Here is a 14613-nt window from a genome sequence, read left to right as displayed (position 1 = left end):
CCCACACACTAGAAGTGAGTGGGATTTTCTTTAGTCAAATGAGCACGCGGCAATCCGATCGAAAGCTTCTTTCAACAAGTCCAACGATTGGGTGGCAGCTAAGCGAACATAGCCATCGCCGGTTGTTTCTCCAAAGGCTTTCCCAGGGATCATCAGCACACTGGTTTCTTTTAATAATTTCTCGACAAAGCTGACAGAGTCCAACCCCGTTTGTTCAATGTTGATGAAGGCATACATGCTTCCTTTGACAGGGGATAAGGAAAGGAAGGGGATCTCAGCAACCCGTTGTTCAATGTAAGTCAGTCGTTCCTTGAAGACAGCAACCACTTGCGGCACGAGGGTATCATAGTGATTCAATGCGTAAATACCTGCCCGTTGTGAAGGAGTTGGTGCCGAATAGGCGATCGCCTCATTGATCAGTTTTGCCGTAAGATTGATCGATTCAGGTGCGATCATGTAACCGATTCGCCAGCCTGTCATGGCAAAGGCTTTTGAGAAACTGCTGAATGTGATGGTGTTCTCAGGTGCGAAGGCTGCCATCGGTACAAAGGTGTCATCAAAGCAAAAGGCTTCATAGACTTCATCTGAGAGGATTAGTAAGTCATGGTCAATGGCAACTGCTGCGATTTTTTCAAAAGTTTCTGGAGAAAAAACAGCACCAGTAGGATTGTTGGGTGAATTGATAATGATTGCACGGGTTTTCTCAGTGATAGCGGCCTTTAAAACCTCGACGTCGATTTGAAAGCCATCTTTTTCAAAGGTCGGAATAAAGACTGGCACACCACCGACTAGTTCGACTTGTTGTTTGTAAGGCGAAAAGTACGGTTCGTGAATAATCACTTCATCACCGGGATCAATGATGGCAGCCAAAGCTAAGTACATGCCATGCAATGCACCGACAGTTCCTCGTACTTGGCTAGGAGAAAAAGTAAGCTGGTATTGCTTTTGATAAAAATCAACGACGGTTTGGATAAAATCAGCACTACCGTCTGAAGCGGTGTATTTTGTATGACCCGCTTTGACGTCAGCAAAAGCTGCATCAATGATTGTCGCATCTGTAATCAAATCAGGATCACCAATCGACAAATCAATCAAATTCGGGGTTTTCTTCGCAAGAGTGGCGATCTCCATTAAAAGATTTTCTTCTGGTTGTAAAAAACGTTCTGCAATCAACGGACGGTTCATTTTGTCATCTCCAATTTCTATAAAACTTTGCTTAAAAAATCCTGTGTCCGCGCATTTTGCGGATGCTCAAAGATTTGTTCTGGTGTTCCTTGTTCTTGAATGATACCGTCAGCCATAAAGATGACACGATCGGCGACTTCTTTTGCGAAGCCCATTTCGTGGGTAACGACGACCATCGTCATGCCTTTTTCTGCCAAAGCTTGCATGACTGTCAACACTTCTCCAACCATTTCTGGGTCCAATGCTGAGGTTGGTTCGTCAAAGAGCATTACATCAGGATCCATTGCCAACGCTCTAGCAATAGCCACCCGTTGCTGCTGCCCGCCAGAAAGGCTAGAGGGGTAACTATCCGCTTTTTCAGCTAAGCCAACTTGCTCCAGCAATCCTTTCGCTGTCTCTTCGGCAGCAGCTTGCTCTTGCTGTTTGACTTTGATCGGGCTGATAGTCAGATTTTCTAACACCGTTTTATGAGGGAATAAATTGAAGCTTTGAAAGACCATTCCCATTTTTTGACGAATCTGATCGATTTTCACCCCTTTTGCCAATAAATCATTGCCTTCGAAGGTGATTTTCCCGCCAGTCGGCTGTTCAAGAAGATTCAAGCAGCGTAAGAAAGTACTTTTCCCACTTCCTGAGGGTCCGATGATCACAACGACTTCACCAGGTGTCACTTCAAGATCGATTTCTTTTAAGACGGTATTCTCGCCAAATGTTTTCACTAATTTTTCAACTTTAATCACTAGTTTTCATTCTCCTTTCAGCAACACCCAATAGACGTGAGAGGGCGAAGGTCAATACAAAGTAGATCAATGATACGATAACGTATGGTAAAAATGGTTTGAAGCTGGCCCCTTGAACGACGCCTGTTTGGAAAATCAGTTCAGACACACCGATCACCGATACGACCGAAGACTCTTTGATGACCGTGACAAATTCATTTCCTAAAGCAGGCAAGATGTTTTTGATGGCTTGCGGGAAAATGATGAAGCGCATCGCTTGGATCTGATTCATGCCTAATGAACGAGCGGCTTCCAGCTGTCCTTTATTGACGGCATTGATCCCAGCACGAATGATTTCTGCCACATAGGCGGCACTGTTTAGTGCTAAGGCAATACAGCCAGCAGCTAACTTCGAAAGCTCTAAGCCTAACACGCCTGTTCCAAAGTATACAATAAATATTTGTACTAACAAAGGTGTTCCCCGAACATATTCAATATAGACAGCGGCAATGACTTTCAATGCTTTTGACTTAGAAAGCTTCATAAAGGCTAACAAGCTGCCACCGATAGAGCCGAATAATACCCCAACCAAGGCTAGGAAGATCGTATAGCCAGTTCCAGTGATGTAAAAAGGCAGATATTTTTCCCAAAAGCTTTGCTCTTCATCGATCGTGCCTTCTTCGGTAAACATCAATCGATAGGCATCTTCTTTGTATTGGCTTAAAAGATCATTACTAATGATAGTTTCAATGGAGGAATTGAGTTTTTCCAGTAAAACTGGCGCTTCTTTCGAGATGGCGATCGCGGTCTCCTTCACGCCGTTTTCAAACGTGACATTTTCGGCTAATGCCAAGGTATCATTCGCCGTCACATAAGCTTCAGCGACGGGACCTTCCATCACGATCGCATCGATCTTGCGTGATTTTAGATTGGTGATCAAATCAGGCACCCTTTGCAAAGAGGTGACGGTCGAGCCAGTCAATTCTGTATTTGCCAGCTCTTCTTGTGTGGTTTGTCGTTGTGCACCGACAGCTACACCATCAAAATCAGCCGTCGATTGGAAACGATCCGCATCTTCTGCTCGAACCAGGACGGTCTGTTGGACTTCCATATAGGTGTCAGTGAAATTGACTTCTTTACGGCGCTCATCCGTAGCAGCCATCCCAGAGATGACGACATCGATTTTACCCGTTTTTAGAGCCCCTAACAGCGCGTCGAACCCAAGCTCCTCAATCTTCAGGTCGACCCCTAAGTCATCTGCAATTTTTTGGGCAATCGAGATATCGATCCCCACGATTTCATTTTTTCCGTCAACATTGGCACGGAATTCATATGGTGCATAATCGGCAGATAAACCCACGACCAATACGCCATTTTCTTTGACTTTTTCATAGATGGGATCGGTTTCTTCTGCATGTGCTTGTCCGACAAAGAAAAACGGCAGCAACGCTGTGATGATCCCTAATACAACAGTACCCTTACTAAACCTTTTCATGTAAACGCCCCTTTAACTTTTTCTGCGCATCTATTAAAAATGCAAATAATAACTAATAAATGTATAAAAATACATATAAGTGATAGAAACTATCATAGCATAACATCAGTTGAAGTCAATAAGTCAGAGAAAAAAAGTCAAAAATTGTTGTAGAGCGTAAAACCATTTATTCAAATTATTTGCAATCCAAGGAAGAAGAAAGTGGAAAAGGCGCAGCAGCCATTTTCTATACACATCTGTTTGAAAGGATGCTTAGAAAATAACGGATAGTGAAGAAAGAAAGCAGCTTCGCTTAAACGAGAAACAGGATCTGTAATGACAAAATTAAAAGTGGTTTTAAACAAAGCGGCAAAAACGAAACATAAGACATTTTTTGGATTTCTTGCGATAATAAAAGAGAAGAGGAGGCGATAGAATGAAGGTCGTATTGATTCGACATGGTGAAAGTGAAGCAAATTTTGAAAATTACTGGACAGGGTGGCTAGATGTTTCTCTGACCGAAAAAGGCCGACAACAAGCTTGGGCTGCGGGGGAACAGATCAAAGCATTGGGGATTTCCTTTGATTTTGCCTTTGCATCTGTGCTGCAGCGAACGATCATCACTTGCGATGCCGTTCTGGAAGCCAGCGATCAGCTTTGGGTCCCTGTGAAAAAAACATGGCGCCTAAATGAACGTCATTATGGCCAATTAGTAGGGGTCAATAAAGATGAGATGGTGGCAAAGTATGGAAAAGAACAGGTGCAAAAATGGCGACGTGGATATGATGAACCGCATTTATATGTGGAGGAAAATGATTTAGACCGCCGCTATGATTCTTTAGACCCCCGCTTGATACCTAAGGGCGAAAATCTGGGGATGGTGGTGGCGCGAGTAGTCCCATTTTGGCAAGACCAGGTGGTTCCGTTACTTAAAGATCATAAGAATATTCTCATTACTGGTCATGGGAACAGCTTGCGGGCGTTAGTCAAATATTTGGAAGACGTGCCAAAAGATGCCATGGATACGATCGATGTTCCTAACGCACAGCCGATCATTTATGAGTTTGATAGCCAAGCAAACTTGATTGAACGGGCGTAATAACGAACATTTAAAGAATAAACCGCATTTTCGTTTGATGTTACATCGAAAATGTGGTTTTGTTGTGCTATAATAAGAAAAATTTTATGAAAGGCGGGAGGATATGAAAGCCGTATTAACCGTTATTGGAAAAGACAAGGTTGGGATCATTGCTGGTGTTAGCCAGAAATTAGCAGAATTAGAAATCAATATTTTAGATGTGTCCCAAACGATCATGGAAGATTACTTCACGATGATGATGCTTTTAAACATGGATGCCAATCAGGATTTTGATGGTGTTCGTGAGGAGCTTCACCAAATTGGTCGTACATTAGGTGTAAAAATCAGCATTCAAAATCAAGAGATTTTTGATACCATGCACAAATTATAGGAGGCACTATGGAGACAAATCAAATACTTGAAACCATTCGCATGGTGGAAGAAGAAAACTTAGATATTCGTACCATCACAATGGGGATCTCATTATTGGATTGTATTGACGCCGACATTGATCGTACTTGTGAGAAAATTTTTCAAAAAATTACAACAAAAGCGAAAGATCTTGTCAAAGTCGGCGAAGAGATCGAAAGTGAATATGGCATTCCGATTATTAACAAGCGGATTTCGGTTACCCCTGTAGCGATCGTAGTGGCAGCTTGCCAGCCGACACCCGCAGACTGTATCAAAGTTGCGAAGACCTTGGATCGAGCGGCGCAAGAAGTTGGAGTCAATTTCATCGGCGGCTATAGCGCACTAGTAGAAAAAGGCTATCAAGGCGGCGACCTTGCATTGATCGAATCGATTCCAGAAGCCTTGGCTCAAACCAATTTTGTCTGTTCGTCGGTCAATATTGGATCAACGAAAGCTGGGATCAACATGGATGCAGTACGTCTGATGGGAGAAACAGTCAAGAAAACGGCTGAGGCATCAGATATGGGCTGTGCGAAGCTCGTCGTCTTTGCCAATGCAGTGGAAGACAATCCCTTTATGGCAGGGGCTTTTCATGGGGTCGGTGAAGCTGATGTGGAAATCAACGTTGGTGTCAGCGGACCTGGTGTCGTCAAACGTGCCTTGGAAAAAGTCAAAGGCGAGTCCTTTGATGTTGTGGCGGAAACAGTCAAAAAAACAGCTTTCAAGATCACGCGGATGGGGCAATTGGTCGGGCGCGTGGCTTCAGAGCGCTTGGGCGTTCCATTCGGGATCGTCGATCTTTCGCTGGCGCCAACTCCTGCAGTCGGCGATAGTGTGGCATTGATTTTAGAAGAAATGGGTCTAGAATCTGTCGGTACCCACGGAACGACAGCGGCTTTGGCCTTGTTAAATGATGCAGTAAAAAAAGGCGGCGTAATGGCATGTAACCATGTTGGAGGTCTGTCGGGTGCCTTTATCCCCGTTTCTGAAGATGCAGGGATGATCAAAGCAGTAGAAGCTGGTTTATTGAATTTAGAAAAACTTGAAGCCATGACGGCGATCTGTTCTGTCGGTTTGGATATGATTGCGATTCCAGGAGATACTTCTGCTGAGACGATCGCCGCAATGATTGCGGATGAAGCAGCGATCGGTGTCATCAACCACAAGACGACAGCTGTCCGAATCATTCCAGCGAAAGACAAAAAAATCGGCGACCGCATTGAATTTGGTGGATTATTAGGAACGGCGCCAGTGATGAAAACCAATCCTGCGCAGTCTACTGATTTCATTTTACGTGGGGGACGTATTCCTGCTCCGATCCATTCATTCAAAAATTAATTTGTACTCCTTTACTAGGAAAATATGATAAAATGACCTTTAAAAGACCGACCAAAATGCTGTCTTTTAAAGGTTTTTTAGTCATCTAACTATTTTTTTCATGCTTAAGGCGGATGTTTTATCATTTGAAATCGAATACAATGAAAGATAACACGATGAAAAGGGGTGGTAAAATGAAGAAAATCTTCCAACTTGGGATGTTGGTTTTTGTTGGTTTGATGGGATTTTTTGTCCTTCAACCATCAATTGCCTTTGGACAGACATTTGTTCGTGATGATGCCGGGGTCCTTTCACAAGAGACGATCAAACAGATCGATGCTTTGAATAAAGAGGGCTTCCAATCATTGACTGGAGCGCCAGAATATGCTGTGATCACGATCCCTTCTTTAGATGGGCAATCGATTGAAGAGCGTAATTTGGAACTGTTCAATGAGTATGGTTTAGGAAATCCAGAGGACAATAATGGACTATTGTTTCTCTTTGCCATTGACGATCGTGAATTTCGTCTAGGTTATGGCGATGGACTATCCTATGTCTTCAGTGAGCTATCGGAAGATGATTTAGTGGATGAAGATGCCAAAGACGCATTACGAGATGAAGATTATGATACAGCGATATTGGCAGCTTCTAATGAAGTCTATCAGCGAATGAAAGAAGCGGATGAAACGATTGGTTTAGGGACGATCTATCAAGATGGCAAGCAAATGTTAGCAGAAAAACAGGCACAAGAAGCAGAAGCCACTAAGCAGATGTGGTTCACTATTGGTAAAATCGTCAGTGGAGTCGTAGCGGCAGCAGCTGCAGGCCTTGTCGGGTTCATCAGTTTTCGCCATCTTAAAACCAAACGGCGTTTTGAAGAGCACCTGCCATTGCCGAAACATCTGTTAGAAGATAGTCACTTCCAACAGAAAGATTTCTTGAAATGGGCTAGCAATAGAAAGAACTATCAGCGTTACCATCAGTATCAGACAGCAAAAGATTGTCAACAAGCATTTACGCAGTATGTGACGAGTACTTACGTGCCAGCGAAATTGAGCTCGATCACCGGATTGTCGACTGCGGATAAACGAGTTTTCCAACATGCCTTGACGAATCCAGCAATTGGATCTTATTTTTCAAACTTGCTGATGAAGAAACAAACCACGGTCAAACATTTCGGTCAGGTGATCCTTACACAACATGACACCTTAAAAACCTATGAAGCCCAATTAGGCAGGGAAGTGACTGAACGGATGGCAGACTACGATTTGACTGATGCGGTGTTACCCGAAAATCTGCCTTTAGCAGATGCTTATCGAGCAGAAATAGCCAAGCAAGCCAAAGAAGAGATCAGAAGACGCAATGAGCAAGGGCGATACTTAGCTCAACTTGTGACGGAAAAAGCGACCTATCCTGAGATGGTACAAGCCATTCCAAAAGAAGTTTCTGATGTTCTAGCGGAAGTGAAAACAGATGCCTTGTTCCAAGTTGACTTGAAACAGGTTTATCAAAATCACCCAGATTTAGCGAACAAATTATCCTCATTTGATGCTTCTGATCGAGCAGCCGTTTTGAATAATGCTCGCCAAGAGTATGACCCCCATGGTATGAATATGGCGTTGTTCTTTGTGATGATGAATAATCATGTGACCCATCAAGAACAAGTCATTGCCGATACGCAAAGTTCTTCGAATGATTTTGGCGGCTTTAGCGGAGGAAGCAGCAGCGGTGGCGGTGTTTCTGGTAGCTGGTAATTTTTCGTAGTGAGGAACGTTCATTGTTCTGCAATGCATTCGCTTGCATGTTGGTTTGTGCAAGCGGAAGGATTGTATGGTCAATGGCGTTTTTTCTTGTAGAGGAAATCCCTTGATAAATAAGACAAACCAAACAAAGTGTGGTAAACTTTTTAGAGTTACTGAAAATGAATGGAACTTTCATTCATTTGAAAAAGGGAGAAAACGAGGGATATCATGTACCAATCTTACATATGGGATTTTGACGGAACACTTTACGACAGCTACCCAATCATGTTAAAAGCTTTTATCAAGACATTGAAGGAGTATGGCTTTGATCCAGATCCAGCGGAGATTTATTATATACTGAAAGATTCATCTTCCAAAAAAGTTGCTGAAAAATACAACTTAGATTTTCAAGAGTTCACTAAAGCATTCAAAGCAAATGAAGCGCTGGATGATCGTTTGCCGCTTTCCTTTGCAGGAACCAAAGAAACATTAGAAGCCGTGGTTGCTGCTGGTGGCAAGAACTACATTTTGACCCACCGCGATGTCGTCTCAACGAAAGAGTTGTTAGAAAAAGAACAGATGGCAGACCTGATCGTTGAGATCGTTGGCCCAGAAAACAACTTCCCCCGCAAACCGGATCCAACTTCCCTGATTTATCTTGTTGAAAAGTATCAACTAGACAAAGATCAGACTGTCATGATCGGTGATCGCACGATGGATGTTTTTGCAGGACAAGGAGCAGGTGTCAAGACGATATTTTATGATATAGAAGGTCTCTTAAAAGATGTATCTGCCGACCATACCGTCCAATCAATGGCTGAAATACAAGAAATCATTAAGTCTTGAGAAATCAAGGCTTTTTTTGTGGTGAAAATGTTCTTTCCTGTCCATTGATAACGATCATGAAATTACTTGTCACAAAAGGTATGAGAACGTCGACTTTTTTAAAATCGCTGGGTGAAATACCATAATAGGCTTTAAAGACTTGAAAGAATTGACTGCGATCAGAGTAACCTAACAAGATAGCAATTTGATCGATCGAATGATCGGTATGCAACAAGTATTCCTTAGCTTTTTCCATTTTTTGCATCTTGACATAATCAGAAAATTTCATGGATGTATTCTTTTTGAAAAAAGTGGATAGATAAGTGGGATTGTAATGAAAATGACGTGCCAATTTTTTTAGTGTGATCGAATTTAAGTGCAGTTCAATATAATCAATGATTCCTTGAATATCCACCGATTCTTTTTTGAAAAGATTGCAGGAGGTAATCATCTCGTAGGACTGGCTGATGTCTTCAATCATGATTGCCAAAAACAAAGTAATGATTCGAGGGTTTTTGTCTTTTTTTTGCCACTCGTAGTAAAAATTGTTGAAAGAGTTTAACGGTGAGGTGTCTCGGCTTTTAAAATATATGTAAGGTGTTTTCATTGGTGTCTCGTAAACGAATGGAAAGAAAAAAGGACTTACTTGTTCGTTATTTTTTAAGGCTGGAAAAAGATCTTTTTTAATAAATTTAGGTGGTGCTTGAATAATCATGATCACATCATTGTCTGACTGATCGATATGAAAAGGAACGGAAGGCGAGATCATTACGAAGTCATACCGATTGATTTTAATACAAGTATTTTCAATAAATAACGAACCCTGACCACTTCTTACATAAATAAAAATGGCCTCCTCGTAGTATTTTCTTTGAATCACTGTAGGGGAACCCTTCAATTTAGTCATTTTAAAGGACTGTTCGCCTTTAAGGGTTTGTGGCTGATTTTTTTTCTCCTCGTTCATTATATGCACCCCTTTGCTAATCTCTCCCACTCAGTACAGGTGAAATTATAGCAAATTTTAGAAAGGATAATTTTTGTTGAAATCGCTTTGACAATATTGGAACATATGATGCCAAGAAAGTGTCATTTATGCTGATTTTTCGAAAAAAAACACTCACTGAACCAAAGAATTCCCCTCGTTTCCTCACCATATACGGGCTATACTTTTCGTTATAGAAAACGATTTCAAAGGAGGTCATGAAAGAAGATGTCAGAAACGGTTTTAGAGCTTAAAGGTATCACTAAGACATTCCCTGGGGTCAAGGCACTTGATAATGTCCATTTCAAATTAGGCAAAGGCGAGATTCATGCACTGATGGGAGAAAATGGTGCAGGAAAATCAACCTTTATCAAAGTAATTACTGGCGTCCACCAGCCGGATGAAGGTGATATCTATCTTAAAGGCAAGAAAGTATGTTTTAAAAATACCACCGAGTCAAGAGAAGCGGGAATTGCTGCCATTTACCAACACATCGTCGCATATCCTGATTTGACTGCTGCAGAAAATATTTTCTTGGGGCATGAGGTGACGAACGGTTTACTAAAAACACTTAACTGGAAGGCAATGAATGAGCAGGCGGACCGTCTTCTCAAAAGACTGAAAGCTAATTTTTCTGCAAAAGATCGGATGGGAGAGCTCTCAATCGCCCAGCAGCAGATCGTTGAAATAGCAAAAGCGCTCTCGCAGAAGGCCAATATCATTATCATGGATGAGCCTACTGCAGCTTTGACTGCTTCTGAAAGTGAAGAGCTTTATCAATTGGCGGAACGCTTGCGAGATGAAGGTAAGTCGATCATTTTTATCTCTCATCGTTTTGAAGACATGTATCGCCTTGCTTCAAAAGTCACCGTTTTTCGGGATTCACAATATATTGGATGTTGGGATGTGAACGGAATCGCCAACCATGATTTAATCGTGGCGATGGTTGGCAGAGAAATCAACCAACTCTTTCCAAAACAAACGCTGACTCCCAAAGAAGAAGTACTTCGTGTGGAGCAACTGTCGAAGATAGGCTATTACAAAAATATTAATCTCAGTGTTCGAGCAGGAGAAATCGTAGCTCTGACCGGTTTAGTAGGAGCTGGAAGAACTGAAGTAGTGGAATCGATTGTTGGAATCAGCCAAGCGGATCAGGGAACGATTTATCTGGATGGGGAAAAATTCGTTCCGAAAAACCCAAACCATGCGCTCTCTCATGGAATCGGTCTGCTACCGGAAGACCGTCAAAAAGAAGGGCTGATTTTAGATTTTTCGATCGGTGATAATATTACTCTTTCCAACATGCGAAAAATTAGCAATTCAATTTGGCTAGCGCCCAAAAAAGAAAATCAGTTGGCTCAGGAGTTATCGAATAAGCTGGGAATTAAGTGTCGAAGTATCTCAGATAAAGCTTCCACGTTGTCAGGAGGGAATCAGCAGAAAATCGTTGTTGCAAAAATGCTTACCTCTTCTTTGAAGCTGATCATTCTCGATGAACCGACGAAAGGAGTAGATGTCGGAGCTAAAGCGGCTATCTATGAAATTGTCAGCGATCTTGCTTCTAAAGGTTATGCAGTTCTAATGATCTCTTCGGAGATGCCTGAAGTTTTGGGCATGGCTGATCGTATCTATGTCATGAAGGAAGGGAAAATCACTGGCGAGATGTCAGTGGAAGAAGCCACACAGGAACGTATTCTGGCCCTTGCGATGATCGCCCAGGATGTTGAGAAGGTATCCAGCAACTCTGAAAAAGTAAAGGAGGTTTTGTAATGGAACTTAATGAGTTGCAAAAGCAAAACGGATTTGGTATCAAGCGTTTAAAAGATAAACTTCCTAATTCACGGGAACTTGGATTGATCTTATTTATTTTAGTAGCATCAGTATTTATCCAAACTCAAAACAGCAGTTTTCTGACAATGGTCAATTTGACCGATATGTTGACCAACACTTCTATTTTAGCTATTTTGGCTGTGGGAATGATGATGGTTTTGATCACAGGCGGAATCGATCTTTCTGTGGGGGCAGTTGTTGCTTTATCTGGGATGTCCTCAGCGGTTTTTATCCGAGATTTTCCGAACATCCCGGTTATAGTTGCCGTGCTCGTGGGGCTTTTCGTGGGGCTTTTCTCAGGACTGGTCTTAGGCCTTTTGATTGCCAAAGGAAGGATCCTGCCGATTATTGCCTCACTGGGGATGATGAATGTCTATCGCGGTTTAACCTACATCGTTGGTGATAATCAATGGGTCAGTGCTTTTCAAATGACTGATGCTTTTAAAGAGATCGCAACAGGTTCATTTTTAGGTATAAATCATTTGATTTGGGCAGCTTTCATCGTTCTGGCAGTCTTCTATTGTATTTTGAATTTTACTAGAAGTGGTCGTCGCATGTATGCTGTGGGATCCAATGAAGAGGCTACGGCGATCACAGGGATCAGTAAAGAAAGAACGTTGATTCTTGTATACATGCTCAATGGTTTGCTTGCTGGCTTAGCGGGTGTTTTATGGGTCAGTAAGTTTGCTTCTGCACAAGGAGATACTGCTTCTGGGTATGAATTAAACGTGATTGCAGCTTGCGTATTAGGGGGTGTTAGTGTTAATGGAGGCGTAGGGAAAATTTCTGGCTTGATTACGGGGGCATTACTTTTCGGTATCTTGAATAATGCTTTGCCGTTGTTAAATGCGTCAACCTTTTGGGAGGATGCGATTCAAGGGGTGGTCATCGTTGCTGCTATTGTAATGAATGTATTAATGAAACGTCGGTCGGATGCTGCCGCACTGAAAAGGAGAGAATAGTAATGGCTAAAAGAAAAGAGACCGTTCCAGATTATGAAAAATCCCCATGGATGAGATTTCTTTTTTCTTGGGAATTTATTCTGCTTTTGATACTGGTGGGAATCCAGATAATGAACAGTATGATTTCACCAAATTATTTAAACGCAGGTTCCATAAGTACAGCGATGATGAATTTCCTTGATAAATCTTTTATGATTTTTCCTATGACGATGATTTTACTTCTGGGGGAGATCGATATCTCTATCGGTTCAACCGTTGCTTTATCAGCGGTCGGCATGGGACTCGTTTATCAGCAGACCGGATCTATGGTAATAGCCATCGTTGCCTGTCTTATACTGGCATCTGTCTGTGGTTTGCTTAACGGGATCCTCGTCAATTTATTTCCTGAGTTGCCAACGATGATCATCACTTTGGCAACGCTAACGATTTACCGAGGGCTTGCTTATATATTATTGGAGAATCAGTCGATCTCAGGCTTTCCGGATTGGTTCCAACAATTGGGATGGGGAAAATTAGGGGAGATACCGCTGATTGCTCTTGCCTTTGGTTTTACAGCAATTGTTTTTTGTTTGATTATGACGAAGACAGCTTTTGGAAGAGAACTATATGCGATGGGAAGCAACAAAAAAGCAAGTTTGTTTTCAGGAATCAAAACGAAAAAGAATTTTTTAATCGTCTATACACTAATGGGGGCTATGGCTGGAATCACCGCTTTGTTTTTGTCTTCAAGAATGTCTAGCGTTCGGGCAGATATTGCCTCTGGTTACGAGTTGGAAGTGATTTCCATGTGTGTCCTTGGCGGAATCAGTACTAGTGGAGGCAAAGGAAAAGTTTTTGGTCCGATTTTAGGAACCTTTATCATTGGTTTCTTAAGGTATGGTTTGGGAATCATCAATCTGCGAGCGCAGACGATTACGATGATTTTAGGTGTATTGCTGATTATCAGCGTTTTAATTACTAGATTTGATCTATCAAAAATCTCAACTAAATGGATGAAAAGAGGGACAATCAATGAAACTAAGTAAATGGATCGGTTTATCAATCGCCACAGCTGTCATGTTTTTAGCTGCTTGCGGCGATGGGCAGGAAAGTGCTGGAAATGTAGAGAATTCATCAGGAACTTACGCAATCGTGGCTAAAAGTGCTGGCAACCCGTTTAATGAGAAACAGATTGAGGGCTTCAAGAAGGCGATTGAAGAGCAAGGGTATCAAGTCATTGAAAAAACACCAGATCAGCCCACGGCAGAGCAGCAGATCAATATAATTCAAGAGTTGATCACACAAGGCGTGGATGGAATCGCCATCGCAGCAAACGATGAGAACGCATTGCAGCCTGCATTAAAGCAAGCAATGGATCAAGGCATTGCTGTCACGAGCTTTGACTCTGCAGTCAACCAAGAATCAAGACAGGCTCATGTAAATCAAGCCGACCCGAAAGCGATTGCTGTTGCAATGATGGATGCTGTCTTAGATCTGGCAGGAGGAGAGGGACAATTTGCAATTCTTTCCGCCACCAGTACTGCCACGAATCAAAATACTTGGATTGCTGGGATGGAAGAACTGATGGCAGAAGATGAAAAATATGCCGGACTTGAGCTTGTAAAAATTGCTTATGGAGATGACCTGAGAGATAAATCTACTTCTGAAACAGAGGCATTATTGCAATCTTTTCCTGATTTAAGGGTGATCATGTCACCTTCTACCGTCGGTATCGCAGCTGCCGCTAAAGTTGTTCAAGACAAAGGCGTTTCGGACAATATTAAAGTCACAGGACTGGGGCTTCCTTCTGAAATGGCAGCATACATTGACAATGATGTCTGCCCATATATGTATCTTTGGAATCCTATCGATATTGGCTATATGACCGGTTATTTGTTGACCGCATTGGCACAAGAAGACATTAGCGGTTCCGTAGGGGAAACATTTGAAGCAGGAGATTTAGGAACGAAAGAAATCACCGAAGCACCTGATGGCGGCACAGAGTCCTTCCTAGGAGAGCCGTTCCGATTTGATAGCAGCAACATCGACGAATGGAAAGAAGTCTATTAAAAAAAATGGCAAAAAGAGTGCTTGAGGGAAACAAGCACC

General features: G+C 42.2%; 13 protein-coding genes. 9 read left to right on the top strand and 4 right to left on the bottom strand.

What is annotated here, in order from left to right:
- Positions 1-30: 30 nt before the first annotated feature.
- Genes IGI76_RS09270 through IGI76_RS09260 form a run of 3 tightly spaced genes read right to left on the bottom strand, consistent with a single transcriptional unit; the run spans position 31 to position 3399 of the window.
- Positions 31-1185, bottom strand: a complete 1155-nt coding sequence (locus IGI76_RS09270) for a pyridoxal phosphate-dependent aminotransferase (protein WP_115232426.1) — start codon at positions 1183-1185, stop codon at positions 31-33.
- Between the two features lie 17 nt (positions 1186-1202).
- Complete coding sequence (locus tag IGI76_RS09265) at positions 1203-1925, bottom strand: amino acid ABC transporter ATP-binding protein (protein ID WP_005230134.1); 723 nt, start codon at positions 1923-1925, stop codon at positions 1203-1205.
- A complete protein-coding gene (locus IGI76_RS09260) occupies positions 1918-3399 on the bottom strand; it encodes an ABC transporter substrate-binding protein/permease (RefSeq protein WP_123833723.1) in 1482 nt (493 codons plus the stop codon). The genes IGI76_RS09265 and IGI76_RS09260 overlap by 8 nt, the downstream gene beginning before the upstream one ends.
- A gap of 415 nt (positions 3400-3814) precedes the next feature.
- On the opposite strand from IGI76_RS09260, the gene IGI76_RS09255 reads away from it, so the two are divergent.
- The 5 genes from IGI76_RS09255 to IGI76_RS09235 all read left to right on the top strand — a co-directional run bounded on the left by IGI76_RS09255 (position 3815) and on the right by IGI76_RS09235 (position 8772).
- Complete coding sequence (locus IGI76_RS09255; RefSeq protein WP_438781429.1) at positions 3815-4477, top strand: 2,3-bisphosphoglycerate-dependent phosphoglycerate mutase; 663 nt, start codon at positions 3815-3817, stop codon at positions 4475-4477.
- A gap of 103 nt (positions 4478-4580) precedes the next feature.
- Complete coding sequence (locus tag IGI76_RS09250; RefSeq protein ID WP_005230142.1) at positions 4581-4847, top strand: ACT domain-containing protein; 267 nt, start codon at positions 4581-4583, stop codon at positions 4845-4847.
- Positions 4848-4855: 8 nt separating this feature from the next.
- Positions 4856-6205, top strand: coding sequence for a PFL family protein (locus tag IGI76_RS09245; protein WP_005230144.1), 1350 nt, complete (start codon positions 4856-4858; stop codon positions 6203-6205).
- A gap of 140 nt (positions 6206-6345) precedes the next feature.
- Positions 6346-7938: a TPM domain-containing protein gene (locus tag IGI76_RS09240; RefSeq protein ID WP_333719321.1), complete on the top strand. Its 1593-nt coding sequence runs from the start codon at positions 6346-6348 to the stop codon at positions 7936-7938.
- Between the two features lie 216 nt (positions 7939-8154).
- Positions 8155-8772 carry an HAD-IA family hydrolase gene (locus tag IGI76_RS09235; RefSeq protein ID WP_005230151.1) on the top strand — a complete coding sequence of 206 codons (618 nt, stop codon included), beginning with the start codon at positions 8155-8157 and terminating at the stop codon, positions 8770-8772.
- Between the two features lie 4 nt (positions 8773-8776).
- Here IGI76_RS09235 and IGI76_RS09230 read toward each other — a convergent pair whose 3' ends face one another.
- Positions 8777-9715, bottom strand: coding sequence for a helix-turn-helix transcriptional regulator (locus IGI76_RS09230; protein WP_438781426.1), 939 nt, complete (start codon positions 9713-9715; stop codon positions 8777-8779).
- A gap of 246 nt (positions 9716-9961) precedes the next feature.
- On the opposite strand from IGI76_RS09230, the gene IGI76_RS09225 reads away from it, so the two are divergent.
- Genes IGI76_RS09225 through IGI76_RS09210 form a run of 4 tightly spaced genes read left to right on the top strand, consistent with a single transcriptional unit; the run spans position 9962 to position 14574 of the window.
- Positions 9962-11503: a sugar ABC transporter ATP-binding protein gene (locus IGI76_RS09225; protein ID WP_142973290.1), complete on the top strand. Its 1542-nt coding sequence runs from the start codon at positions 9962-9964 to the stop codon at positions 11501-11503.
- Positions 11503-12525: an ABC transporter permease gene (locus IGI76_RS09220; RefSeq protein WP_333719224.1), complete on the top strand. Its 1023-nt coding sequence runs from the start codon at positions 11503-11505 to the stop codon at positions 12523-12525. The genes IGI76_RS09225 and IGI76_RS09220 overlap by 1 nt, the downstream gene beginning before the upstream one ends.
- Positions 12526-12527: 2 nt before the next feature.
- Positions 12528-13550 (top strand): ABC transporter permease, encoded by a 1023-nt coding sequence (locus IGI76_RS09215; RefSeq protein ID WP_333719223.1) that lies wholly within the window; start codon positions 12528-12530, stop codon positions 13548-13550.
- Positions 13537-14574 carry a rhamnose ABC transporter substrate-binding protein gene (locus IGI76_RS09210; protein WP_333719222.1) on the top strand — a complete coding sequence of 346 codons (1038 nt, stop codon included), beginning with the start codon at positions 13537-13539 and terminating at the stop codon, positions 14572-14574. The genes IGI76_RS09215 and IGI76_RS09210 overlap by 14 nt, the downstream gene beginning before the upstream one ends.
- Positions 14575-14613 lie beyond the last annotated feature (39 nt).

The organism is Enterococcus sp. DIV2449a (genome assembly GCF_051711225.1).
GTDB classification, from domain to species: Bacteria; Bacillota; Bacilli; order Lactobacillales; family Enterococcaceae; genus Enterococcus_D; species Enterococcus_D casseliflavus.
The sequence above is the reverse complement of the archived record's forward strand: the minus strand, read 5'-3'. Positions and strand labels throughout refer to the sequence as shown.

Coding starts and splice junctions, on each gene's coding strand:
- IGI76_RS09270 (WP_115232426.1), bottom strand. CDS start 1,185: ATGAACCGTCCGTTGATTGCAGAACGTTTTTTACAACCAGAAGAAAAT.
- IGI76_RS09260 (WP_123833723.1), bottom strand. CDS start 3,399: ATGAAAAGGTTTAGTAAGGGTACTGTTGTATTAGGGATCATCACAGCG.
- IGI76_RS09255 (WP_438781429.1), top strand. CDS start 3,815: ATGAAGGTCGTATTGATTCGACATGGTGAAAGTGAAGCAAATTTTGAA.
- IGI76_RS09250 (WP_005230142.1), top strand. CDS start 4,581: ATGAAAGCCGTATTAACCGTTATTGGAAAAGACAAGGTTGGGATCATT.
- IGI76_RS09245 (WP_005230144.1), top strand. CDS start 4,856: ATGGAGACAAATCAAATACTTGAAACCATTCGCATGGTGGAAGAAGAA.
- IGI76_RS09240 (WP_333719321.1), top strand. CDS start 6,346: ATGAAAGATAACACGATGAAAAGGGGTGGTAAAATGAAGAAAATCTTC.
- IGI76_RS09235 (WP_005230151.1), top strand. CDS start 8,155: ATGTACCAATCTTACATATGGGATTTTGACGGAACACTTTACGACAGC.
- IGI76_RS09230 (WP_438781426.1), bottom strand. CDS start 9,715: ATGAACGAGGAGAAAAAAAATCAGCCACAAACCCTTAAAGGCGAACAG.
- IGI76_RS09225 (WP_142973290.1), top strand. CDS start 9,962: ATGTCAGAAACGGTTTTAGAGCTTAAAGGTATCACTAAGACATTCCCT.
- IGI76_RS09220 (WP_333719224.1), top strand. CDS start 11,503: ATGGAACTTAATGAGTTGCAAAAGCAAAACGGATTTGGTATCAAGCGT.
- IGI76_RS09215 (WP_333719223.1), top strand. CDS start 12,528: ATGGCTAAAAGAAAAGAGACCGTTCCAGATTATGAAAAATCCCCATGG.
- IGI76_RS09210 (WP_333719222.1), top strand. CDS start 13,537: ATGAAACTAAGTAAATGGATCGGTTTATCAATCGCCACAGCTGTCATG.